Below are 24,245 nucleotides of genomic sequence, written 5' to 3'. Positions count from 1 at the left end.
ATTTAACCATTCAATGCTTAATATTACATTTTGATACAATTTTTCCTTTTTCACTATTTTTATGCTTTTTTACTATTTATACTCCAAAACATCAAAGAATGTTAAAATTATAATCCAACTAATGCCCTATTTTTGGAATAGACAGCTAACCTAAGTAAGATAATAAGATACCAAACATTACATTTACGCGTAAACCAACCTTTTACACCAAAAATAACCTTGCATCTTCAAAAGCTTCTGAGGGAAGAGTACAGTAAAGGAATAACGCCGGCTCGACCAATGTAACCCTTAGGGTAATGAGAGAACTATGAATAATCTAACTAAATCCAGTAAGCTCGATAATGTTTGCTATGACATTCGTGGGCCCGTATTAAAAGAAGCTAAGCGCCTAGAAGAAGAAGGCAACAAAGTCCTCAAACTCAATATTGGTAACCCGGCCCCGTTTGGCTTTGAAGCCCCAGATGAAATCCTAGTCGATGTCTTACGTAATCTGCCGAGCTCTCAAGGTTATTGTGATTCCAAAGGGCTCTATTCTGCACGTAAAGCTATCGTCCAGCACTACCAAGCTCGTGGTATTCACGAAATGACGGTAGAAGATGTTTACATTGGTAATGGTGTATCTGAGCTTATCGTCCAAGCGATGCAAGCACTGCTTAATAATGGCGATGAAATGTTAGTCCCTGCCCCTGATTACCCACTATGGACTGCTGCAGTTTCCCTTTCTGGTGGGAAAGCCGTTCATTATATGTGTGATGAGCAGCAAGGTTGGATGCCTGATATTGAAGATATTCGCAAAAAGATCACCCCAAGAACGCGTGGGATTGTGGTTATCAACCCAAATAACCCAACCGGTGCTGTCTACAGCAAAGATCTATTAATGGAAATTGTCGAGTTGGCTCGTCAGCACAATCTTATTATCTATGCTGATGAAATTTATGACAAAATTCTTTATGATGATGCTGTGCATCACTCGATTGCCGCCCTCGGCCCTGATTTATTAACCATCACCTTTAATGGTTTATCGAAAACGTATCGCGTCGCTGGCTTCCGCCAAGGTTGGATGGTATTAAACGGCCCGAAAAAACATGCTAAAAGCTACATTGAAGGCTTAGAAATGCTAGCCTCTATGCGCCTATGTGCCAACGTGCCAATGCAACATGCTATTCAAACTGCATTGGGCGGCTATCAAAGTATTAGCGAATTCATTCAGCCGGGTGGCCGCTTATATGAGCAACGTAATCGTGCATGGGAATTGATCAACCAAATACCGGGTGTTTCATGTGTCAAACCGCAAGGTGCTCTTTACATGTTCCCGAAAATAGATATTAAACGATTTAATATCTATGACGACCAGAAAATGATTTTAGACCTGTTACTACAAGAAAAAGTACTATTAGTTCAGGGTACCGCATTCAACTGGCCTGAACCCGACCACTTTAGAATTGTTACATTACCTTATGCTGACGACCTTGAAATGGCGATTAATAAATTTGGCCGTTTCCTGGAAGGTTATCGCCAATAGAATTGGGTAAAATATAGAATAAAAGCCTCCAGCTCTGGAGGCTTTTTTATTCTAAATCTAGCCATCACTAATAGACTGTATTATTCTGATAATCAAAGAATGGAAATAAAATAAATTGCCACAAGGAAAAAGCCCAATAATATAAATGGAAAATATTTCATACTGCCTCTTTATTTATGGATTGAATATTCATTATATTTTTTTGATTACATAATTCAACACAATTAAAATATCAGTTAATTTATAATCTAAATTAGATAATATTATTAAGACGCTCTTAATTTGACAAAATAACATTAAAATACAGTCTCTAAGTAGTAACCAATTAAAAAACAATAAATTTATATCACTGTCACTTTATTTCCGTTATAATTTTTGTTGTTTGTAGACACCATAAAAGAGGACTTATGAGCTACTTTTTCGCCCACCTTGCTAGAATGAAGTTAATCCATCGTTGGCCGTTAATGCGTAATGTCCGAACTGAAAACGTTTCGGAACATAGCTTGCAAGTGGCTATGGTTGCCCATGCTCTTGCTATCATCAAGAATCGTCGATTCGGTGGTCAGGTTAATGCAGAACGAATAGCTATGTTAGCCATGTACCATGATGCGAGCGAAGTTATCACAGGGGATTTACCAACTCCGATTAAATATCATAATCAGCAAATTGCTCATGAATATAAAAAAATAGAGAAGTTCGCCCAGCAAAAATTACTCGAAATGCTACCAGAAGAACTGCGAGATGACTTCCGTGAGCTAATTATTGAAGATTTACAAACTGCTGAAGAACATTCATTGGTTAAACAAGCTGATTCACTATGTGCTTATTTGAAATGTTTAGAGGAACTTTCCGCAGGTAATAGTGAATTTAAACTTGCAAAAAAACGCCTAGAGAAAATATTAGAAGAAAGAAAAAGCCCTGAAATGAACTATTTTATGGAAAAATTTGTCCCAGGCTTTAAACTTTCCCTTGATGAAATCAGTAATTAATTTTTTAGTAGGAATAATAAATATTCCTACTCTGCATAAGCAGTTATTAATTATATTTCGTTAAATGCGGTAGAACAGTCAGACGATGACGGGAAATGCACATACAGCCGCTTGGAGTCCCCATTAACCCCCAATACCATTTTTCCTTTATCTTCGAAGGTAATAGAACAATAAAAACTCGATTTTGTACGATATTTTTTGCCACTTTTAGTTGTTATTTCAACAACCCAATAATCATATGAATCATTAACACCGAGCTCATATTTAAATGCAAAAATATCTTTCATAACAGCTTTATTTGCAATATTAGACAACGTTTGTGACCTAGGGTATTTTTTCGCACTGCTATTACTAAGGTTATTAATATAGTGTTCAATGACAACAGAACTTAAATCTTCCCCCCAAAAATTTTCAAATGTTGCCAAGCCCAAATAATATCTTTCTGGTGTAACAGTTTCTTTATTCATATTAGATATTCCTCACATTAATTTGTCAGAAATAAGCTAGCATTTAGTTTATCAAATGAAAAAACGAATAAATATTAACGCTTACGTTTTTTTAATAGAAACCATCAATAACGATTTACTTTTCATTCGTTATTGATGGTAATTTTGAGATTATAAATAACAAAAATTAATTAAAGGGAAATAATACCGGTACGACCAAAATACTAATAAACATCACAATAATAGTGAATGGCACTCCCACTTTCAAAAAGTCAGAAAATTTATAACCCCCTGGCCCTAATACCAAGGTGTTAACAGGTGATGAAACAGGGGTCATAAACGCAGCTGATGCAGCAATACCAACAACCATAGCAAATGGCAGCGGAGAAACCTCCATTTGACGTGCTGCAGCAATGGCAATTGGCGCCATCAATACCGCTGTTGCAGTGTTAGAAATAAACAAACCAATCGTAGCGCAAAGGATAAATAAACACAGCAGCATGACGTGCGGACCTAACCCACCCGCTATCTTCATCAAGGCATCAACTGCAAGTGCTATCCCGCCCGTTTCTTGCAATGCGAGCGCAAAAGGCATCATCCCAACAATTAATATGATACTCGGCCAGTGAATTGACTTATACGCACTTTCCATGTCGATACAGCGAAATTTTCCCATTAATAAACAGGCAATCAGCGCCGCAATAAAATTAGGAATTTCATTGGTCACCATCATCGCGACCATTAGTGCCAAGCAAAATAAAGCATGAGGAGCTTGAGAGGCGGCAGGGGCAACCGCTTCGACTTCAGCAGCTAGATTCAGGACAATAAAGTTCCGTGGCTTAGTCGATAAAACCCGGATTAATTTCCAATCACCAATGACTAATAAAATATCCCCTAATCTAAGCGGTTCATCAACTAGTTTTCCATCCAATGCCTTGCCATCACGACGAATACCAACCACGTTCAAACCATAGCGAGTACGAAATTTAATATCCTTTAACGATTTACCCAATAGTTCGGAATCTGGGTTCATTGATACTTCAGCCATGCCTACGTCTCGTGATTGCTCTGAAAAATAATCACCTCGTAAAATCATGGGTTCAAGGAGCTGTTCGCTACAAAACTGACGTAAGTCGTCATCACTCACAGAAATATCAATTAATAAGACATCTCGCTCGCGTAACTCCGTTCCCCCCGTCGCGCTCACCATCACACGACGGAATTTACGCCAACGCTCAATCCCTACCACGTTAGCTTCGTAACGAGAGCGAAGATGCAGTTCATCAAGGGTATGGCCAATAAGCGGGGAACCTTTGCGGATAGCAAGACGGCGAGCTCTGCCTGTCAGCTTGTAATCTCGAATTAAATCACGGAAAGTACGCTGATATTTAACTGGTTGTTTATCAGGTTCGTTACTGCCTAGCCAGCGCCTTGTCAGCCACATGTAGGCGATACCCGCGAATAAAATTAAAATACCAATCGGGGTAATAGAGAAAAATTGAAAGCCTTTGATCCCTTCTCGTACCAATTCACTGTTCACCACCATATTAGGTGGCGTGGCCACCAGTGTCATCATCCCACTGATTAGCCCAGCGAAGCCTAATGGCATCATTAACCGGCTAGGGGACGTTTTCATGCGTGATGCGACACTTAAAACGACGGGGATAAAAATAGCTACCACCCCAGTGGAGCTCATAAAAGCCCCTAACCCAGCGACGGTGAGCATTAAGAAAACCAGCATTTTGCTTTCGCTGCTTCCTGCAACGCGAACAAGCCAGTCTCCCATTTGATAGGCTATCCCTGTGCGAACAAGGCCATCACCGATGACAAATAATGCAGCGATTAGCAAGACGTTAGGGTCAGCAAAACCGGCTGTAGCTTGTTCTAGCGTTAAAGTATCGCTCAATACAAACGCGACAATGACAAGTAACGCTACCACATCCATACGGATCTTATTTGTGGTAAATAAAACTATCGCAATTAATAGGAGGGTCAAGACCCACAGCAATTCTCCGTTCAAAATATCCCCTTTCGACGAAAAAAAACATTGCTAAGAATTTTATTCAGTTAAGCATGTTTTACGGAGAATTTCTTTGATTAAATCACCATTAAGTCAAATTAGACACGAAAAGTTCATAATCACCATTATTGTCAGGCCCCGTAACGGAAATTTGTGCCAGTGAACTCACAATTACTTGAATTTCATCACGACGCGGCATGCCTTCTGGCGCATGGACTGCGACCACTTGGCAGCCTGCTGTTAATGCAGAATGGATGCCTGCCTGCGCATCTTCAAAGGCAATGCAGGATTTTGTAGGAAGAGAAAGTGCTTGTGCCCCAAGTAAAAACGGTTCTGGATCTGGCTTACCTTTGGACACTTTTTCAAATGTTATCCAATGTTTAGGCTCTGGTAACCCTGCCGCTTGTTGACGGCCATGGGCAATTGGTACAGTACCAGAGGTGACAATCGCCCACGGCGCGCCAATTTCATTTAAACGCGATAGCAAAGCAATAGCGCCGGGTAAAGCAATAACGCCTTCAGTATCTTCACTTTCCATTTTTTCTAACCAGCGAAAATAACCCATAATTTCTTCATCACTCGCCTCAGGTAAAAAGTGACGCAAACTGGTTAATGCTGGCTTTCCATGAATAAAGTTAATAATTTCTTCAGGGCTTTTTCCTATTCGCTCACCAAATTTACACCAGCAACGCTCAACAACTGCCAGCGAATCCGCCAATGTGCCATCTAAATCAAATAGAAACCCTTTTGCCTTTAACTTCACATCTCCCCCCTTTACCCTTTAATTGTGCAATTCGCATAACATAAAAAGTTGAATCGATTCTAGCCCACTAGTTAACGCTAAATAGGCATATATACGCAACCTCAATATTAAAAATAATTAAGAATTGAGCCTAAGACTTAGATTTGAATGCACTAGAGAGTTAAAACAGGAAAGAAATGTTAATTTGAAGTTGAAATTTTATACCTATTAATCCCATTTACTCTAAATAATTTGCCTTGTCTCTAGGCGATAAAGTGAAGTATGACGAGATTGCTCTAAATATTCACGCTGTAGCTAAGCGACTAGAAAAGATATCTCGGGGAACATACAAAAGTATGTAACCCGAGTAGCTGAATGTAGTCAACAACACTACAGCGCGAAGAATGATGAGTACTAAGCGTTGAAGATTTGGGATATCTCTACTGCTGATAAATGATACTGCCTTGGACATGCATGCCAAATCGCTAACATACGATTATATTTTTCCCACATTGGTGTTTGTGAGTTAAACCCATGCGTTCCACTGTCAAAGTGGGTATAACGCCCTTCTGTATTGACCATAAAACGAACATAGCTCAGATAACGCGCTTCTGTTGCCGCATCAAAGCCCAAAAATTGCACACGGCGGCCATCAATGTCTTCTTTATTAGCCATGTTGCTATAAGAGACTTGCAGTGCATGGTACATTTCCATGATATCAATAACAGTACGGCAGGTGTCTTCACTTAAATGGCCAAAGTCTCTGTCTAACTCACGCATTTGTAAACCGAAACCACGTTCAATAATGGTTTGTAAGCGGCGATAACGTTCTGCATTATCGGGGTCAAGCATGGTCATCATTTTATATTGATTAGATAAGATCAAGCGTTGTGCGTTAGTCATTTCCATCATGGTTCTCCCACTAAAAAGTATGGCTTATCTTCGCATTCAACATCAATCATAGACAGTGAAAACATCGCTTTTATTGATCTAAACACGTTTTTTGCATTACTTATTGTTAAATCTACCTTTTAATGGAAATCATCTCTTAGATATCTTCCAAAAAGGAACGATCCAGCTGCTTAAACGCACGTTTTAGTAAATCAGCTAACGCCATATAATCGGGTTGCTGTTCAATCGGTGCCATGACAATACCCGCTTCGGTAAATTTATCACGGATCTCGTGAAACCAGCTCAACAAGCTCGATGGCAGAGGCGTCGCAGCACGTTTTCCTAACCACCATAAACCTTGCATTGGCAAACTACAGGCAAACAGTGCCGTTGCAATGGCGGGACCAAGTTGCCCACCTAATGCGATTTGCCATGCTAATGTGAAAATTGCAATGGGTGGCATAAAACGAATACCAAAGCGAACAGCCTTGTTAATGCGAATTTCGGGGAAGATTGGCGACAGTTTTTTCTCCATAGGAAAAGTCTTCAGATAGTGGTTACCTAATCTAAAGCGTTTAAAAAAACCGGGCGGTGTACTTTGTAATGTACTCATGAAACGTTTCCTATCGACTTCTTAAAAACTGAGGCAATAATTTATAGATTGCACGATGGTAAAATGATAGCACATTTAAGATAACGAAATTATTTCATTACATTTACCTTAAGTTAAGTCATTTTACTAAATATCAGCTATTCTAATAGCAATGTAACCCTGTGCTATAACACCACTTTATACGTCACTTATGATTTTAATCAATCAAAGCCCCTATTTTTAAAAAAAACGTATAAAATATAAAATAATTTTAGTAGAATCTACCGCATTTAGAATTGCTGTTGCATTTGTTACTTTTTAGCTTTATCCATCTTCAAAACGGAAGATAGACAACAGTTATATATTGGGGTTATTGGTCGTTATTTCAACACTAGATGCAAAGGTTTACTTTTATAACCCTTTGCTGGAAAGAATAGCGCCTGTTTTATCAACCCCATAAAGGTCTCACGATCTTTAACTTTTTCGCCTTTAACATGATATCAATCATGATGTTTCAGGTCATAAATACGCTAGGCTTTAGCAGTATATTTTTAATCTGAGTCTTTTCATGTTGTTTAAAAGGCTTCACAACAACAATTAACGATAGGTATTTCCATGTCAAGTAAGCTGGTACTGGTTCTAAACTGCGGTAGCTCCTCACTGAAATTCGCCATCATCGACCCAACTAATGGCGATGAATTTTTATCTGGATTAGCTGAGTGCTTTAACCTCCCGGAAGCCCGTATTAAGTGGAAAATGGATGGTGCTAAGAAAGAAGCGCCTTTAGGTGCTGGTGCAGCGCATAGCGAAGCATTGGATTTCATTGTTAACACTATTCTTGCTGAAAAACCTGAGCTATCAGAGCAAATCACCTCCATTGGCCACCGTATTGTTCATGGTGGTGAGAAATTCACCTCTTCTGTATTAATTACAGACGAAGTGATTGAAGGCATCGAAGCGGCTATTCCATTCGCGCCATTACATAACCCTGCTCACCTTATCGGTATTGAAGAAGCAAGAAAATCTTTCCCGCATCTGATCAACAAGAATGTCGCTGTCTTTGATACCGCATTCCATCAGACCATGCCGCAGGAAGCTTATCTGTATGCATTGCCATACGAATTATATTCAGAGCATAGTATCCGCCGTTATGGTGCGCACGGTACAAGCCATTACTATGTTTCCCGTGAAGCCGCGAAAAAACTCAACAAATCTGTTGATGATCTAAACGTTATCACTTGCCACTTAGGCAACGGTGGTTCTGTTACTGCTATTGTTAATGGTAAATGTGTAGATACGTCAATGGGCTTAACGCCATTAGAAGGTCTGGTAATGGGAACTCGTAGTGGTGATATCGACCCTGCAATTATTTTCCATTTACATGATTCTTTAGGCATGAGCGTTGATCAAATCAACAAAATGCTGACCAAAGAGTCTGGTTTATTAGGTTTAACTGGCGTAACTAGCGACTGCCGCTACGTTGAAGACAACTACGGCACTAAAGAAGATGCCACTCGCGCAATGGATGTTTTCTGCCATCGTTTAGCTAAATACGTTGGTGCATACAGTGCACTGATGGAAGGCCGTCTTGACGCTATCATCTTCACAGGTGGTATTGGTGAAAACTCAGCGCAAGTTCGTGAAATTACTTTGAAGAAACTGGCTATCCTTGGTTTCGAATATGACCATGAGCGTAACTTAGCAGCACGCTTCGGTAAAGAAGGTTTAATCACCACCGATAACAGCCGCCCTGCTCTGGTTATCGCAACCAATGAAGAGTTGGTTATCGCCCAAGATACTGCGCGTTTAACCGCATAAGCAACTTCTACCGCCAGCAACATGCTGGCGGTATCGTTTTGTCATTAGAGTAACCGAAATAAAGAGGTTCCCGTGTCCCGTACAATTATGTTAATACCTACTGGCACCAGCGTTGGCTTAACTAGCGTTAGCCTAGGTGTCGTTCGCTCAATGGAACAAAAAGGTGTTCAATTAAGCGTTTTCAAACCTATCGCACAGCCACGCGTCTCTGGCAACAAAGACCAAACCACTGAAGTCCTGCGCTCTCATTCAAGTATTACTACCATTGTTGAACCCTTAACAATGGAATACGTTGAATCGCTACTGACCTCTTCCAAAAAAGATGTGTTAATGGAAGAAATCGTCGCTCGCTATCATGACCACACAAAAAATGCGGAAGTGATTTTAATTGAAGGTTTAGTGCCAACACGTAAACATTCATTTGCTCAATCATTAAACTATGAAATTGCCAAAACATTAGGCGCAGAGATTGTTTTTGTCACTGCACCAGGCAATAGCTCCATTACGCAAATGCAAGAACGTTTAGAGTTAGTACGCAACGAATTCGGCGGCCAACGTAATAAAAATATTATCGGTGTTATTATCAACAAGGTGAATGCGCCTGTTGATGAGCAAGGCCGTACTCGCCCTGATCTGTCTGAAATCTTTGATGATTCAACTAAAGCGACAGTGGCTAACCTCGATACCAAGCAACTTTCTGCGCTGAATTTACCTGTACTTGCATCCATTCCATGGAACTTTGATTTAATTGCCACTCGTGCTATGGACATGGCAAGGCACTTAGGTGCAGAAGTTGTTAACGAAGGTGAAATCAAAACCCGTCGCGTTAAATCTGTGACTTTCTGCGCACGTAGCATCCCTCACATGCTTGAGCACTTCCGCCCTGGCTCACTATTAGTGACCTCCGCAGATCGCCCTGATGTGTTAGTTTCTGCATCACTAGCGGCAATGAATGGTGTTGAAATCGGTGCGGTTCTACTAACGGGTGGCTACAACATTGACCCGCCTATTCGCCAACTGTGTGAACAAGCGTTCGAAACAGGCCTGCCGGTGTTTATGGTGAAAAGCAATACATGGCAAACATCACTGAATCTGCAAAGCTTTAGCTTAGAAGTCCCTGCAGATGACCACGAACGTATTGAAAAAATTCAAAACTACGTGGCTCGTCATATTAGTAGCGATTGGATCGAATCACTGGTTGCAGACTCTGAGCGCCCTAACCGCCTCTCACCACCTGCTTTCCGTTATCAGTTAACTGAATTAGCGCGTAAAGCTGGCAAACGTATCGTTCTTCCTGAAGGCGACGAGCCACGTACCGTTAAAGCTGCATCTATCTGTGCAGAGCGCGGCATCGCAACTTGTGTACTGTTAGGTAACCCAGAAGACATTCGTCGCGTTGCGGCAGCGCAAGGTATTGAGCTCGGCACTGGCATTGAAATTGTCGACCCAGTTAAAGTACGTGAAGAGTACGTTGCTCGCCTCGTTGAATTACGTAAGAGCAAAGGAATGACTGAGGTTGTTGCTCGCGAGCAATTAGAAGATAACGTCGTATTAGGGACATTAATGCTGGAAAAAGGCGAAGTTGATGGCCTAGTTTCTGGTGCAGTTCATACGACGGCAAATACTATTCGTCCACCGCTACAATTAATTAAAACAGCACCGGGCAGCTCATTAGTTTCTTCTGTTTTCTTTATGCTATTACCTGAGCAAGTGTTTGTTTATGGTGACTGCGCTATCAATCCAGATCCAACTGCAGAGCAATTATCAGAAATCGCTATCCAATCTGCTGATTCCGCAAAAGCGTTCGGTATTGACCCACGCGTTGCGATGATCTCTTATTCTACTGGTGATTCAGGTGCAGGTAGTGACGTTGAGAAAGTGCGTGAAGCAACACGTTTAGCGAAAGAGAAACGCCCAGACTTAATCATCGATGGCCCATTACAATATGATGCGGCAGTGATGGCTGACGTTGCTAAATCTAAAGCTCCTAATTCGCCAGTTGCAGGTAAAGCGACCGTATTTATCTTCCCTGACTTGAATACCGGTAATACCACTTATAAAGCAGTACAACGTTCTGCTGACTTAGTGTCTATTGGTCCAATGCTGCAAGGTATGCGTAAGCCTGTCAATGACTTGTCTCGTGGTGCATTAGTTGATGACATCGTTTATACGGTTGCATTAACTGCAATCCAAGCCGTACAAAACGAAAACGCATAATTCATCTCTATGATGTAAAAAAGCGCTCAGTTGAGCGCTTTTTTTATATTTGAAACCAATAAGCACAAATAAACAAATTAATTACCATAAAACTATCATCTAGTTTATTAGTCGCATTTTTTATTAACTATATCAAATTTACAGATGATAGCATTCGCACTAATTTTTTGTGTCGCATCATAGCAATGGTAATAATATGAATCACCTAACTAAAAATCTTATAATCATAATCGGTACTTTATTCCTAGCATCTTGTTCTAGCCGCCTTCCTTCCTCAACAGAACAATCAAATTTTTTGAGTAACTATGACCGTTTATCTGAAGTTAAAACACCGTCTGGCAATATAATCAAAGCATGGCATTCAGACCAACTAAATACAACTCAAAAAAATAAGCTTATTTTTACCCCTATAAAATTTAAACCGCTTAATGAACACAATAAAATAAATGAAAAATTCGCAACGGTTCTACTTAATTACACGAATCAACAGGTCAAAAAAGAACTAGAAAAGCACTTTGAATTAACCCAAACACCAGGGCCTAATACATTACAATTTGCAGGTGTCATTACCTCTGTTAGCGCAACTGCTGAAGAACTCAAACCCTATGAAGTTTTACCTGTTATGTTAGTGATAGCAGGAACCCAACTTGCAGTAGGAAGCCGAGATGCTGACACGAATATTTATTTTGAATGGAAAGTCACTGACTCACAAACTGGGTTGCCTTTATATGAAGCCATTAGGAAAAACAGTGGGAACCAATTAAGTAATACTGAACAGGTGATAACCTTAGAAGACTTAAAGGACGCTGTTGATATTATCGCGGATGAAGTTGTTCCAAATGCATAATATGTCATTACGGATGGTAAATAAAATTACCATCCGTAATTTAATAGACTATCTTTTACGCGTAAATAATGAAACCACTACAGCAACAATAATATTCAGAATAAATGCCGCAATACCGATATTCATGAAACTTAAACTTTCCCCTAACCAAGGGAACAATTGTGCTAACGAAATTTTCTCGATATAGGTTACCGCAAGGAATAAAACTCCCGCAGAAATCCCACAAATAGCACCTGCTGGTGTCATTGGGTTTTGTTGTTTAAAGCTCATCAATAAAGCAGGGAAAAACTGTGCAACAATATTCACGCCGAGTAACATAATCGCTACGAGAGTATCGTTACTGTGGAAAATAAAATACAAGCTGACTAACGCAACAACAGGCACCATAAAGCGTGCATAAACACCTGACTGACGTTTTTCTTCACTCACACCCATCGCTTTTTGCACAACGCCTGCTAACATATTGGAGGTGGTTAACAACAACATCGATCCTGGAACTAATGCCGTTAGCATACCCGCAGCGCCAATAAAACCGACAACAATAGGTGAGAAGGTGCTTTTAGATATCTCAAACAGCGATAAATCCACCGCGGCCCCTTCAAGATGCGGAATTTGCAATATAGACGCATAGCCGACAAAAAAAGCAAATAGCATAATCAAGCTGTAAGCTGGGATCAAAATACTATTACGTTTCAGAGATTTCTCATCTTTTGCGGTAAACACTGCGGCCATATAGTGTGGCCAACAGAAATAGGCAACCACAGATAAGAATATTGTCGAAATATACCAAGGAATATTAAGCCCTGTTTCGGAGAAGGTTAAAAAGTTTGGCATTGCCGTATCTATCGCTTTAAACATCTCTCCAAAGCTACCGTAATAATGAAGTGGGATATAAATACCGATAAACACCACCACAATTAAAATCATTAGATCTTTCAGAGCTGATGTCCAAGCTGAGCCATGAATACCTGAAATCATCACAAACAACGTCACTGCGATAATTCCAATCCAAATGGCAATATCAGCTGGAATTGCACCATAAGACGCTTGAGAAACAATAATGCCTAATCCTTTGAGCTGCAAAACAAATAAAGGCACCATCGCAGCAATAGAAATTAAGCTAATTAATAACCCTAACCCCGGGCTTTGATATTTCTTGGTAAATAACTCAGAAATCGTTCTGACATCATTATCTTTTGCGAAGCGCCATACTCTTGGGTGTACCCAATATAAAAAGATCCCCATAAACGCATTGACTGCTAAGGTATATAGGATTGCAGGGCCTTTTCCGTAAGCCCAGCCGCTCCCACCGAGGAAGGTAAATGTGGTATATATTTCTCCTGCACTTAATAAGAAAACCAGCAGTGCGCCGTAACTACGCCCACCGACAGACCATCCTTCGTGATCCATCGTTTTTCCTTTTTTAGCGCGGATAGCTAAATAAATACTAAAAAAGAAAAATGCAGTGATGATAATTAATGAGGAACTCATGATGTTTCCTTAGTATTTTTATTATCTAATACATTGATTAGTAACATCACTAAAGCTGTAATAATCACCCATGCCACAATCCAAAACATTAAAAATGGCAAGCCCATCACAAAAGGCTCTACTTGGTTAACGAAATAAATGCCCACGGTTAATGCTAGAATTGGGAAAATAACTAAATAATGATACCACTTCATAGAAAATTCCTTATTCCATTACCCTAAAGAGACCAATTCACGGGGCAGATGACTTAGCATTTCAACACCATCTTCAGTGATGAGTAGCATATCTTCAATCATAATGCCGCCCACACCAATCCCGTAATATGGCGTTTCTAAACTCATGACCATCCCAGCTCGAAAGACTTCTGTCGTCGCAGCACTCACAAAAGGGGCTTCTTCTAACCCGACAAACACGCCATCCCCATGGCCTAAGTGCCCACGGTTATAATAAGGCAATCCCGAGGAACGGATCAGTGCCATTGTTTCATTAAAAACATCACTCAATGCGACACCGGGTGCAACTCGGCTTAACATATATTGATGACCTTTTAAGATGGTTTGATAAATAGCAGCGACTTTTTCATTCGGTTTACCAACCACAAATGTGCGTGCAATATCAGCGCCATAGCCTGCTACATCAACACCACAGTCAAATTTAATTAAATCACCTTCTTTTGCTGGCTGGTCATCTGGGATCATTTTGGGTGAAAAATCACTGCCAACTGAAATTAAATTGAAGCGGCTATAGTTCGTTTCAGGGAATTCCATCACTTTCGCTTTAAAAGCTGCGGTTAATTCTGCTGAAGTACAGCCAACTCTAATTAATTTACTCGCAGCAGCAATACCAGCTTCTGTAATTTGTGCAGACTTTCTGAGGTGAGCGATTTCCCACTCACTTTTAATCATGCGTAATTCATTAAATAACGGTGAAGAGTCAACCAAATTTAGCCCAGGGATAACCTTATCCAGCCATACTTTTCCAGTATGTGTAATTTGGTTTAATTCAATCGCAACCGGTTTTCCATAAACGCCTGCATCTGACAACGCCTCTTTAAGTATATTAAAAATCGTTTCTATTGGGCTATTAATTGGCCTTGCCTTCATTACTTTGCCATTTTCTGGATTGTAAGGGTCGTCTACATCCACCCAAATTGGAAATGTTTTAATCTTTGCATTAGGCATTTGAAGTGACAAATTCGCCGCTTCAAATTCATTCATAATAACCAATGATTCAATAGAGGGATCACGAAAAATAACCGCGATCGCAGAGCCTGTTTGCCTGAAAGTATACATAAAGAAGCTCGCAAAACCGGTTAAGTGATAGAAATTATCACCCACTGTTGCGATTAATGCTTCAATCCCTTCACGCTCCATAATCTCACGAGCTTTGTGGGTTACGTTCTCAAGGTGTTGTTGTTTCAAAAAAGTATTCTGTTTATTCATTATCATTTTTATTCTCTCGAAGCGTCATATCTACATCACGCATGTGCATCATATCGCAAACGATAAATGTTAAGATCTGCCACATTATATCTAGTGTGGAAATGAATACATCGTTTAACATACAAGTTTTTTATAACTAATAGTTATATATTAGCCAGAAATTAACTTTGCTAGAGATTTGATTTTAGGGAAAATAAAGAAAAGGACTAAATAAATTAGCCCTTTAATCATTTAAGTCTGAGTAGTTATAAGTTTTCAGCACAAGTGATGGTTTTTTCTAACTCATTATTACGCGTTAACCATAAAGAAAGCGCTTTGAGTGAATCTGGCGTAAATTCGTCACAGCGTGCACTGATCTCTTTCGGGGTCAACCAACTGACCTCAGCCACTTCAGACTCTTGTAAAGCGAATGGGCCATGGCTTACACAACTAAACAACCCGCCCCATACACGACAATGCGCATCTTCAAAATAAAAATGGCCATGTTCAGCAAAAGGAACACCTGCAATACCCAGCTCTTCTTCCGCTTCGCGCTTTGCAGAATCAAGGATGTTTTCACCTTTTGTAACGACTCCTCCTGCTGTTGCATCAAGGAAGCCGGGGTGAAAATCTTTAATGTCTGTGCGTCGTTGAACCAGTATTTTTCCCATTCCATCATGGACAACGATGTAAGTTGCACGATGGCGTAGGTTTTCTGCTCGCATTTGGCTACGTGTTGCCTGAGCAATCACCGTATTGTCTTCATCAACAATATCGACCCACTCAACGACTTCGGTTGGTTGTTCCATCCTGTAAACCTTTTATTTTTAAGCTAAAACTGCTTATATCATTAGACTGATTATTATTGTGTGCCAAACAATACTAATCTGCATTGATCCACAACTATAGAAACGATCCTAGCTGAATTTGTGATGGGTTGCCATCATAAAAAAACACTTCTTTATTACAATGATAATGAAATCCTGTTTCTTTAAGGTAGCCCAAGCAAATCATACAAATTGTGTTCACAAATGCTATAGTTAAATCATAACGCTGTAGTTTGTGACACTAATGAAAAGTTAATACGCAAAGTTGGTGTATTGTGACTAAGGTGACAGAACGTAGGCAACAACGCTGCGGTTTGAGTATATTGACAGGGGGGTATCCCCTAAATAGTTCAAATTGCAGCTAGGCGCTAAGAGATGGCATCCTTAGGAGCATACACAAGTATGTGACTAAGGTGACAGAACGTAGGCAACAACGCTGCGGTTTGAAATATGACGGGGATGGCGATGAAGATACTCATAACAGGCGGCACCGGGCTAATCGGAACACCACTTATCCAAAAACTGATCTCTCTAGAGCATCAGGTTACTGTATTAAGCCGCTCTCCACAAAAAGTTTATAGCCATTTTTGCAAGGCTGTTGAGTGCTGGACGACGCTCAATGATCAAACTCACTTAAATGACTTTGATGCTGTCATTAACCTTGCTGGCGAACCCATCGCGGACAAGCGCTGGACAGAGGAACAAAAAAAATTATTGTGTGACAGCCGCTGGAAATTAACTCAACAGCTCAGTGAATTAATTACGGCCAGCGAAACACCACCTCGCGTATTTTTATCGGGTTCAGCCGTTGGTTATTATGGTAACCAAGGCCAATCAGTCGTCACAGAAGACGAACAGCCCCACGATGAATTTACTCACCAACTCACACAGCATTGGGAAGCTTTAGCCGCTAATGCACAATCAGAAAAAACGCGTGTTTGTTTATTACGCACCGGCTTAGTGTTATCAGCGAATGGCGGTTTACTTGCCAAAATTCTCCCCATTTTTAAAATGGGTGCGGGAGGTCCAATTGGTGACGGGAAACAATACATGCCATGGATACATATCAATGATATGGTTCGTGCGATTTGTTTTCTATTAGATACCCCAACACTCTCTGGCCCTTTTAATATGACCTCACCTTATCCGGTTCATAATGACTTATTTTCTGCCACATTAGGTGATGTTCTCAATCGCCCTTCATTTGTGCGAACACCCGCTTTTGTGATTAAGACCATTATGGGTGAATCTGCAGCGCTGGTCTTGGGTGGCCAACAAGCGATCCCCAAACGATTAGAAGAGGCAGGCTTTCAATTTGAACATATCGAATTAAAAGAAGCGCTTACTGACTTGCTTATTCCACATGCTGATCAGTAAATATTATTTCGCCCCCTGCCAGCGGTGAAATAGGTCTTGTTCTAGTTCGATATCAAACTGATCAAGAATGCGGTTAACCGTTTGGTCAATAATATCTTGGATTGTTTCAGGTTGGTGATAAAACGCAGGCATTGGGGGCATGATCACGGCTCCCATTTCTGCAGCTTGAACCATTAATTTCAAATGCCCAACATGCAATGGCGTTTCACGGACACCTAAAAGTAATTTTTTACCTTCTTTCAGTACCACGTCCGCAGCTCTAGTGACCAACGTATCTGTATAACTATGAACAATACCTGATAACGTCTTCATGGTACAAGGCATGATCACCATGCCAGCAGTACGGAACGACCCCGAAGAGATCGCAGCTGCGATATCGCGGCTATCATAGTTATGGTCAGCGAGCTGTTGAACCTCTTTGACACTGTAATCTGTTTCTAATGCTAATGTTTGTCGGGCAGCCGCACTCATCACCAAATGGGTTTCTACCTCTTTGACAGGTTTCAACACTTCAAGCAAGCGGACACCATAAATAGCCCCACTTGCCCCGGTTAACCCAATGATCAGTTTTTTCATTTCGCTGCCCTATTCACGATAACTCACCGTATTATATACAAATCTCACTAGAATGGCAGATATCAACGACGCTGTAGCTCTAGCTATGACGAATTTTTTGGCTATCAGCCGCAATCCCAATTATACACGACTCGACTAAAATCACGTTTTTTCAGATCATCAGGGTGAATAAAGAAATTACCCACACCGATATCCCCCCAAAGGATCCCAATTTCATAATCACTATTGATTTGCAGAAGTAATTCATATTGTTGAATTTTTTCTTCATATTCCCTTGGGTCACTTTGGGTAAAAAATGGATAACCGCCAATGCAGTGAGCGCCTGACTCGAATGCATCACTATAAGGTTCAACCCATTCGTCGTAAAAGTCTTCACCTTCAAATTGGTCTTCATAATCGTAGAGGTTGTCGACCCCTAAAATTTTCTGACCAAATTGGAAATCATCGATACTGATGTACTGCTCCGCGAGCGCATATTCAATACGGCATTGACAGTCTATCGGTGTATAATAATCATCGCTGTGCGCTGCAATAACCTCAGAGAAATCTTGGGTTAATTGCTCTTGGTCTTCAATAATATCTTCCCAATAGATAACCCTGAAATCTTCTTGGTTTTGTCTGTCATTGAAATCGGCACCATATAAATCATCACCGCCAATAAAAAATTGCAAAATACCCTTTTCTGGATAATTTTCGAGTTTAGGCATTTGTGCAAAATTAATTTGTGCCAACAACTTTAAAGGAGTTCCTTCACTATTCGTCGGGTATTTTTCATTCAGTGGCAAATATGGCATACCACCGACTCGACTCTCCCATAACACAGTGTTTTCAATTGGGGCTAAGGCCATTGTAACAAGCGGCTTTTTAGTGGCTTTGATTTTATCTGCGAAAGGTTTAATTACATCAGGAAGGGAATTGAAGTCGACCATATAGCATTCCAAATAGACAGTTAATGTCCCTCTAGACTACTTGATTTTTACGTCTTTTAAATCAGATATAACTGTAACTTACCCTTTCATTTCAAGTCATAGTTATAAAACTATAACTAATTTTCTAAATAGTTTCGGTTACAGCTAGGCGGCGAATGAAGCTATCCCAAGGAGCATACAAAAGTATGTGACTTGGGTAGCTGAATGAAGCCAACAACGCTGTAAATTTAATGACGACAAAAAATCACAATCACCATTAATTTTCTAAATAGTTTCGGTTACAGCTAGGCGGCAAATGAGGCTATCCCAAGGAGCATACAAAAGTATGTGACTTGGGTAGCTGAATGAAGCCAACAACGCTGTAGCCCAAACTATGACGAAAATTTAGCCTTCGTTGTAAATTTCCAAATCCTCAACCTCACTCTGGTCCTTCAACTTTAACTCATCGTCTTTCCGTAAGTTTTCTAAGTAGTCTAAATAACTTTGGTCGATATCCTTTGTCACATAAATACCATCAAATACCGAGCATTCAAACTCCGTGATTTCTGGGTTTTCTTCTTTAACAGCATCCACCAAATCACTTAAATCTTGGAATATCAGGCCATCTGCACCGATAAGCTTACGAATTTCATCCACTTCACGACCGTGTGCAATCAATTCATTTGCATTTGGCATATCAATACCATACACGTTCGGGAAACGCACTTCGGGTGCCGCTGAGGCAAAATAAACATTTTTTGCTCCAGCTTCGCGCGCTAACTCAACAATTTGCTCAGATGTTGTTCCGCGCACAATTGAGTCATCGATGAGTAAGACGTTTTTATCACGAAACTCTGCACGGTTCGCATTAAGTTTACGACGTACGGATTTACGACGTTCTTGCTGACCCGGCATGATAAATGTACGGCCTACATAGCGGTTTTTCACAAAACCTTGGCGATAGGGTTTATCAAGAATATGTGCGATTTCTAGCGCAATATCACACGATGTTTCTGGGATAGGGATCACCACATCGATATTTAAATCTTCCCATTCACGGGCAATTTTGGCGCCCAGTTTTTGCCCCATACGTAATCTTGCGTTATATACCGACACTTTATCAATAAAAGAGTCTTGGCGAGCAAAATAGACATATTCAAAGATACATGGGGTTAATTGTGGGTTATCAGAGCATTGGCGTGTAAATAACTGCCCTCTTTCTGTCACATATACCGCTTCACCCGGAGCGACATCGCGTAAAAATTCGAAGCCTAAAGTATCAAGCGCGACACTCTCTGAAGCGACCATATATTCATGCTCACCGCTTTCAGTAATGCGGCGCCCTAATACTAACGGACGGATACCATGAGGGTCACGGAAGGCTAACATGCCATGCCCAATAATTAATGCCACGCATGCATATGCACCGCGTATTTTCTTGTGCATGGCTGCCACTGCACTGAAAACATTGTCTGGCTCGAGAGGAAAATGGTCAAACCTATCCAGCTCATGCGCTAATACGTTCAGTAGTATTTCAGAATCAGAGGTGGTGTTAACATGGCGGCGAGCAGTTTCAAATAAGCTTCGCGTTAGTTCGTGAGCGTTTGTCAGATTACCATTATGTGCAAGGGTAATACCAAAAGGTGAGTTTACATAGAAAGGCTGTGCTTCTGATGCACTCGAACTGCCTGCTGTAGGATAACGAACATGGCCCAACCCCATACAACCTTGTAGTCTGAGCATATGTCGGGTTTCAAAGACGTCTTTTACAAGGCCATTCGCTTTACGTAAACGAATATTATTTTTGCCATCAATTGTGGCAATACCTGCTGCATCTTGCCCACGATGCTGAAGCACCGTGAGAGCATCATAAATTGATTGGTTTACCGGTGTAACACCGGCGATACCGACAATACCGCACATTTAGTCTTTCCTCATCAGCCAGACGGAGAAATGTTCTCCGGTAGGAAACTTGACGCATTTTGCAGGTAGTCAAAAAACCACCTGATTATATGACTGAACTGCGGAATAAGTTCCGAACGCTGCCAGTCCTCACTTTGAGGTAATGGTGTAAATGTATCGAGAAAAAACAGCAATGCCGAAACAATCAGTACACCACGCAACGCGCCGAAGCAGATCCCCAGAACCCGATCTGTGCCTGATAACCCGGTTTTTTGTACCAACGAGCTAATCACATAGTTCACCACCGCGCCAACAATTAATGTGGCAATAAACAGAGCAGCGATAGCAATGCCATTTCTAACCAGCACATCCTCAAAGCGAGTAAAATAGCCCGCTAAATAAGGATAAAACGTACTCGCAACAAAAAAAGCACAGCCCCATGTAACCAATGAGAGCGCCTCTCGTACAAACCCACGGATCAAGCTAACTAGTGCCGAGAAGCCAATAATGGCGATAATTGTGTAATCTATCCAGACCATATTTTATTCCAAAATTCGCACTCACGACATCAGCGAAGTGCATTCTAACAGAAAACGAAAACGTTTGCGTAACCATTTTTCTATCAATTTTAAAAAAATAGCGGCGAAAAGAAAAAATCATAATCGCCGCAGTAAGTTACTAAATCCCCTTACCTTTTAGGGATTATTGAAATTCTATTTTAAGGTTTATAGCTTTGAATTATTCCTTTTGTTCCCGTAATCTTGTTCAATTCAGGTAAAGCTGCTTCTAAGCGCTGCCTTGAGGCCTCTGGCCCTACGTAAATACGTGTGAGTTTATTATTCACCGGTTTTGCTGGCACCGTATAAACTTGGTAGCCAGACAACCTTAGTTTAGCGACTATCTCCTCAACTTTACTTGCATTGTTCAATGCAATCACTTGCACCACAAATGCTTTACCCTGTGGCTGAGGTTTTGGCTCGGGCTTAGGTTCAGGCTTAGGTTCAGGCTTCGGTTGTGGCTTCGGTTCAACTTTAGGTTCAGGCTTAGGATCCGGCTTGACTGGTTCAACTACGCTCGGTGCAGGGCTTGTTGTCGATGGCCGTGTTTCAACCTGTTCGTTTTGCTGCTGCGTAATGGCTTCTGACAACATGGCTTCAGAAGCCCCTTCTGAAGAAGCGGTGGTTGTCGTACTCACAATAGGCGCTATTGCCTCAATATCTTCTTCATCACCCGGTTTAGGGATAATAGGAATGGCCGCAAATTCATTTTCATTGTATTTTTTATCGCCATCAAGCAGAGCAGGAAGCACAATGACACCTACTGCTACGAGCACAATGGCGCCAGCAAGTCGATTCTGAAATTTACTAGCCACCGGCACTATCCTTCTTGATTTTCCAATAACATCATGACGTGAGCGACGGTATGAAATGACCCGCACACCACAATCACATCTTGCTCGTTTGCATCGACGCAAGCTTGTTGCCACGCTTTTTCTACACTGCCAAACTGGTTAGCTGCTGGTAAATATTGACTAAGTTGGGCCACATCGGCTCCCCTAAACTCAGTTAATGGCGCAAGGTACCAGTCGGTGACTTGTTGTGATAAGCACTCAAGCGTCCCTTTGATATCTTTATCGCCTAGCATCCCAACCACCGCGCGAATGCGACGGTTTTTAGTTTCCGGTAAGGTAGCTAATTTACTGACTAAGTACCCAGCTGCATGTGGGTTATGAGCGACATCCAATATCATTAACGGTTTTTCACCGATAATTTGGAATCGACCCGGTAATTGAGCCGATTTCAAACCTTGATGAATAGCGGATTCAGTCACTTTCTGGGCAATATCAGTGTCAATTTCCAGTAAGCAACTTACCACACCCAGTGCCGTCGCGGCATTCGCTAAAGGGACATTGGGTAACGGCAAATTATGCCATTCACGCTGTGAACTTTTCCATGACCAACTATTTTCTTGCGCACTGTATTGCCAATCCACACCACGACGAAATAACCGCGTACCTAACTGCTCAGCCACTTGAGCAATTGAAGCTGGCATGTCTGGCTCACCAACGACACCATAGTGATCTTTGCGAAAAATGCCGGCTTTTTCATAACCAATGTGCTCACGGTCTGCGCCTAACCAATCAATATGGTCTAAGGCAATACTGGTGATCGCTGCAATGTCAGCATCAACGATATTTGTCGCATCTAACCGCCCGCCTAAACCGACTTCTAAAATCACAATATCGAGTTTAGCTTGTTTAAATAACTGTAACGCAGCCAAGGTGCCATATTCAAAATAGGTCAGCGAAATATCTGCACGCTGGGCTTCAATTGTGGCAAATGCCTCACAGAAATCAGATTCGGGAAGTTCTTGCCCTTGAATACGAACGCGCTCGGTATAACGGATAAGATGTGGTGAACTGTAAACCCCAACGTTTAGCCCAGAAGCCATAAAAATGGACTCTAGCGTATGACAGGTTGTTCCTTTGCCGTTGGTTCCAGTGACAGTGATAACTTTGGGTGCAGGTTGCGTTAGGTTCATTTTCCTAGCAACTTGACCGACTCGCTCCAACCCCATATCAATATTTTGGCTATGTAGGTCGGTGAGATAAGAAAGCCAAGCCTCCAAAGGAGACTTGGCGTTAGGAATGATTAGATTACTCATCATCTTTTTTATGCTTTTCAGAATCCTTTTTTGGCTCTTGGGCATCAAGTTCATCAACGGCGTTAATGTCGATTTCAACCGTTTCCGCTACGATGATAGGTGTCTCATTAAAGCTTGGTTTATTGGTTAACATTGCCAATATTTCAGCTAAACGGTCACGCATCTCAGGGCGGCGAACTATCATATCAATCGCGCCTTTCTCAAGTAAGAATTCACTGCGTTGGAAGCCTTGTGGTAATTTTTCGCGAACCGTCTGTTCGATAACACGCGGCCCCGCAAAACCGATTAATGCTTTCGGCTCAGCCACGTTAATATCACCTAACATAGCTAAACTTGCAGATACCCCACCCATGGTTGGGTCGGTCAATACTGAAATATAAGGTAAACCACGTTCTTGCATTTTTGCTAATGCGGCACTGGTTTTTGCCATCTGCATCAATGATAACAGTGCTTCTTGCATACGCGCACCGCCACTTGAAGAGAAACAAACCAATGGGCAGTTATCTTCCAGAGCTTGTTCAACCGCACGCACAAAACGCGCACCGACAACAGAGGCCATTGAACCGCCCATAAAGGCGAATTCAAACGCTGCAGCCACAACAGGCATGCCTTTCAATGTGCCTTTTAGCACGATGATCGCATCTTTTTCACCTGTTTCTTTTTGCGCAGCAGCAATACGGTCTTTATATTTTTTTGAATCTTTGAACTTAAGGATATCTTTTGGCTCAAGTTCGCTACCTAATTCCGTTGTTGAGTTTTCATCAAGGAAGGTTTCTAAACGCTGACGTGCGTGAATTCGCATATGGTGGTCACATTTTGGACACACGGATAAATTACGCTCTAATTCAGCACCATATAATACTTGCCCACAGCTATCGCATTTAGTCCAAACCCCTTCTGGGATATTGGCTTTATGTGATTGGGTCAAGTTACCTTTCTTTAAAATTTTTTCAATCCAGCTCATTAATGGACCTTTTTGTCTGATTCACTCTGGT

The 24,245-nt window shown here is 41.2% G+C and carries 22 protein-coding genes; 6 read left to right on the top strand and 16 right to left on the bottom strand.

The features are described from left to right. Positions 1-307: 307 nt before the first annotated feature. Both PR809_RS04815 and yfbR read left to right on the top strand, forming a co-directional pair. Positions 308-1,522 carry a pyridoxal phosphate-dependent aminotransferase gene (locus PR809_RS04815; RefSeq protein ID WP_206276263.1) on the top strand — a complete coding sequence of 405 codons (1,215 nt, stop codon included), beginning with the start codon at positions 308-310 and terminating at the stop codon, positions 1,520-1,522. Positions 1,523-1,929: 407 nt separating this feature from the next. After that, complete coding sequence (yfbR, locus tag PR809_RS04810) at positions 1,930-2,511, top strand: 5'-deoxynucleotidase (protein ID WP_102137639.1); 582 nt, start codon at positions 1,930-1,932, stop codon at positions 2,509-2,511. Positions 2,512-2,561: 50 nt separating this feature from the next. Here yfbR and PR809_RS04805 read toward each other — a convergent pair whose 3' ends face one another. The 5 genes from PR809_RS04805 to yfbV form a co-directional block, all read right to left on the bottom strand. Next, a complete protein-coding gene (locus PR809_RS04805; RefSeq protein ID WP_241098707.1) occupies positions 2,562-2,978 on the bottom strand; it encodes a hypothetical protein in 417 nt (138 codons plus the stop codon). A gap of 166 nt (positions 2,979-3,144) precedes the next feature. After that, positions 3,145-4,977 (bottom strand): SLC13 family permease, encoded by a 1,833-nt coding sequence (locus PR809_RS04800; protein WP_102137638.1) that lies wholly within the window; start codon positions 4,975-4,977, stop codon positions 3,145-3,147. An 88-nt stretch (positions 4,978-5,065) separates the two neighbouring features. After that, positions 5,066-5,740: a sugar phosphatase gene (locus tag PR809_RS04795; RefSeq protein WP_166264563.1), complete on the bottom strand. Its 675-nt coding sequence runs from the start codon at positions 5,738-5,740 to the stop codon at positions 5,066-5,068. A gap of 393 nt (positions 5,741-6,133) precedes the next feature. After that, complete coding sequence (locus tag PR809_RS04790; protein ID WP_102137636.1) at positions 6,134-6,628, bottom strand: YfbU family protein; 495 nt, start codon at positions 6,626-6,628, stop codon at positions 6,134-6,136. Between the two features lie 139 nt (positions 6,629-6,767). Next, positions 6,768-7,223, bottom strand: coding sequence for a terminus macrodomain insulation protein YfbV (gene yfbV, locus PR809_RS04785; protein WP_102137635.1), 456 nt, complete (start codon positions 7,221-7,223; stop codon positions 6,768-6,770). 594 nt (positions 7,224-7,817) lie between these two features. Here yfbV and ackA point away from each other — a divergent pair. The 3 genes from ackA (at position 7,818) to PR809_RS04770 (ending at position 12,084) form a co-directional block, all read left to right on the top strand. Continuing rightward, positions 7,818-9,020, top strand: coding sequence for an acetate kinase (ackA, locus tag PR809_RS04780; RefSeq protein WP_102137634.1), 1,203 nt, complete (start codon positions 7,818-7,820; stop codon positions 9,018-9,020). A gap of 87 nt (positions 9,021-9,107) precedes the next feature. After that, complete coding sequence (gene pta / locus PR809_RS04775) at positions 9,108-11,237, top strand: phosphate acetyltransferase (protein ID WP_181490151.1); 2,130 nt, start codon at positions 9,108-9,110, stop codon at positions 11,235-11,237. A gap of 196 nt (positions 11,238-11,433) precedes the next feature. Next, positions 11,434-12,084: a DUF3313 domain-containing protein gene (locus PR809_RS04770; RefSeq protein ID WP_102137632.1), complete on the top strand. Its 651-nt coding sequence runs from the start codon at positions 11,434-11,436 to the stop codon at positions 12,082-12,084. A 48-nt stretch (positions 12,085-12,132) separates the two neighbouring features. Here PR809_RS04770 and PR809_RS04765 read toward each other — a convergent pair whose 3' ends face one another. The 4 genes from PR809_RS04765 to yfcD form a co-directional block, all read right to left on the bottom strand. Next, on the bottom strand, positions 12,133-13,575 hold the full coding sequence (locus PR809_RS04765) for a sodium:solute symporter family protein (protein ID WP_206276493.1): 1,443 nt from the start codon (positions 13,573-13,575) through the stop codon (positions 12,133-12,135). After that, positions 13,572-13,769: a DUF3311 domain-containing protein gene (locus PR809_RS04760; protein ID WP_102137630.1), complete on the bottom strand. Its 198-nt coding sequence runs from the start codon at positions 13,767-13,769 to the stop codon at positions 13,572-13,574. The genes PR809_RS04765 and PR809_RS04760 overlap by 4 nt, the downstream gene beginning before the upstream one ends. 18 nt (positions 13,770-13,787) lie before the next feature. After that, complete coding sequence (locus PR809_RS04755) at positions 13,788-15,017, bottom strand: M24 family metallopeptidase (RefSeq protein WP_181490111.1); 1,230 nt, start codon at positions 15,015-15,017, stop codon at positions 13,788-13,790. Positions 15,018-15,262: 245 nt separating this feature from the next. Further along, positions 15,263-15,805 carry an NUDIX hydrolase YfcD gene (gene yfcD / locus PR809_RS04750; RefSeq protein ID WP_102137628.1) on the bottom strand — a complete coding sequence of 181 codons (543 nt, stop codon included), beginning with the start codon at positions 15,803-15,805 and terminating at the stop codon, positions 15,263-15,265. A gap of 483 nt (positions 15,806-16,288) precedes the next feature. Here yfcD and PR809_RS04745 point away from each other — a divergent pair, with 483 nt between their 5' ends. Next, complete coding sequence (locus tag PR809_RS04745) at positions 16,289-17,200, top strand: TIGR01777 family oxidoreductase (RefSeq protein ID WP_102137627.1); 912 nt, start codon at positions 16,289-16,291, stop codon at positions 17,198-17,200. Between the two features lie 3 nt (positions 17,201-17,203). Here the strand turns inward: PR809_RS04745 and PR809_RS04740 are convergent, their stop codons facing one another. The 7 genes from PR809_RS04740 to accD form a co-directional block, all read right to left on the bottom strand. Next, on the bottom strand, positions 17,204-17,776 hold the full coding sequence (locus PR809_RS04740) for a UbiX family flavin prenyltransferase (RefSeq protein ID WP_102137626.1): 573 nt from the start codon (positions 17,774-17,776) through the stop codon (positions 17,204-17,206). A 104-nt stretch (positions 17,777-17,880) separates the two neighbouring features. Continuing rightward, positions 17,881-18,705: a YwqG family protein gene (locus PR809_RS04735; protein WP_206276494.1), complete on the bottom strand. Its 825-nt coding sequence runs from the start codon at positions 18,703-18,705 to the stop codon at positions 17,881-17,883. A 384-nt stretch (positions 18,706-19,089) separates the two neighbouring features. Further along, positions 19,090-20,607 carry an amidophosphoribosyltransferase gene (gene purF, locus PR809_RS04730; protein WP_102137624.1) on the bottom strand — a complete coding sequence of 506 codons (1,518 nt, stop codon included), beginning with the start codon at positions 20,605-20,607 and terminating at the stop codon, positions 19,090-19,092. A 14-nt stretch (positions 20,608-20,621) separates the two neighbouring features. Further along, positions 20,622-21,125: a colicin V production protein gene (gene cvpA, locus PR809_RS04725; RefSeq protein ID WP_004912301.1), complete on the bottom strand. Its 504-nt coding sequence runs from the start codon at positions 21,123-21,125 to the stop codon at positions 20,622-20,624. A 179-nt stretch (positions 21,126-21,304) separates the two neighbouring features. After that, entirely contained in the window at positions 21,305-21,958 is a 654-nt protein-coding gene (gene dedD / locus PR809_RS04720) for a cell division protein DedD (RefSeq protein ID WP_206276495.1), read from the bottom strand. A 5-nt stretch (positions 21,959-21,963) separates the two neighbouring features. After that, a complete protein-coding gene (gene folC, locus PR809_RS04715) occupies positions 21,964-23,253 on the bottom strand; it encodes a bifunctional tetrahydrofolate synthase/dihydrofolate synthase (RefSeq protein WP_206276496.1) in 1,290 nt (429 codons plus the stop codon). After that, positions 23,243-24,214 (bottom strand): acetyl-CoA carboxylase, carboxyltransferase subunit beta, encoded by a 972-nt coding sequence (gene accD, locus PR809_RS04710; RefSeq protein ID WP_102137621.1) that lies wholly within the window; start codon positions 24,212-24,214, stop codon positions 23,243-23,245. The genes folC and accD overlap by 11 nt, the downstream gene beginning before the upstream one ends. Positions 24,215-24,245 lie beyond the last annotated feature (31 nt).

The sequence above is a fragment of the Providencia sp. PROV201 genome (assembly GCF_028479545.1).
In the GTDB taxonomy this organism is placed as follows: Bacteria; Pseudomonadota; Gammaproteobacteria; order Enterobacterales; family Enterobacteriaceae; genus Providencia; species Providencia huaxiensis.
Note: the sequence above shows the minus strand (reverse complement) of the source record. Positions and strands in the feature narration are given on the sequence as shown.

Bases quoted from the DNA above. Each gene is read 5' to 3' on its own strand.
- PR809_RS04745 (WP_102137627.1), top strand. From the start codon at position 16,289: ATGAAGATACTCATAACAGGCGGCACCGGGCTAATCGGAACACCACTT.
- PR809_RS04735 (WP_206276494.1), bottom strand. From the start codon at position 18,705: ATGGTCGACTTCAATTCCCTTCCTGATGTAATTAAACCTTTCGCAGAT.
- ackA (WP_102137634.1), top strand. From the start codon at position 7,818: ATGTCAAGTAAGCTGGTACTGGTTCTAAACTGCGGTAGCTCCTCACTG.
- PR809_RS04770 (WP_102137632.1), top strand. From the start codon at position 11,434: ATGAATCACCTAACTAAAAATCTTATAATCATAATCGGTACTTTATTC.
- PR809_RS04765 (WP_206276493.1), bottom strand. From the start codon at position 13,575: ATGAGTTCCTCATTAATTATCATCACTGCATTTTTCTTTTTTAGTATT.
- purF (WP_102137624.1), bottom strand. From the start codon at position 20,607: ATGTGCGGTATTGTCGGTATCGCCGGTGTTACACCGGTAAACCAATCA.
- folC (WP_206276496.1), bottom strand. From the start codon at position 23,253: ATGATGAGTAATCTAATCATTCCTAACGCCAAGTCTCCTTTGGAGGCT.
- accD (WP_102137621.1), bottom strand. From the start codon at position 24,214: ATGAGCTGGATTGAAAAAATTTTAAAGAAAGGTAACTTGACCCAATCA.
- PR809_RS04740 (WP_102137626.1), bottom strand. From the start codon at position 17,776: ATGAAAAAACTGATCATTGGGTTAACCGGGGCAAGTGGGGCTATTTAT.
- yfbV (WP_102137635.1), bottom strand. From the start codon at position 7,223: ATGAGTACATTACAAAGTACACCGCCCGGTTTTTTTAAACGCTTTAGA.
- PR809_RS04760 (WP_102137630.1), bottom strand. From the start codon at position 13,769: ATGAAGTGGTATCATTATTTAGTTATTTTCCCAATTCTAGCATTAACC.
- PR809_RS04815 (WP_206276263.1), top strand. From the start codon at position 308: ATGAATAATCTAACTAAATCCAGTAAGCTCGATAATGTTTGCTATGAC.
- yfbR (WP_102137639.1), top strand. From the start codon at position 1,930: ATGAGCTACTTTTTCGCCCACCTTGCTAGAATGAAGTTAATCCATCGT.
- yfcD (WP_102137628.1), bottom strand. From the start codon at position 15,805: ATGGAACAACCAACCGAAGTCGTTGAGTGGGTCGATATTGTTGATGAA.
- PR809_RS04790 (WP_102137636.1), bottom strand. From the start codon at position 6,628: ATGGAAATGACTAACGCACAACGCTTGATCTTATCTAATCAATATAAA.
- cvpA (WP_004912301.1), bottom strand. From the start codon at position 21,125: ATGGTCTGGATAGATTACACAATTATCGCCATTATTGGCTTCTCGGCA.
- pta (WP_181490151.1), top strand. From the start codon at position 9,108: ATGTTAATACCTACTGGCACCAGCGTTGGCTTAACTAGCGTTAGCCTA.
- PR809_RS04805 (WP_241098707.1), bottom strand. From the start codon at position 2,978: ATGAATAAAGAAACTGTTACACCAGAAAGATATTATTTGGGCTTGGCA.
- PR809_RS04755 (WP_181490111.1), bottom strand. From the start codon at position 15,017: ATGAATAAACAGAATACTTTTTTGAAACAACAACACCTTGAGAACGTA.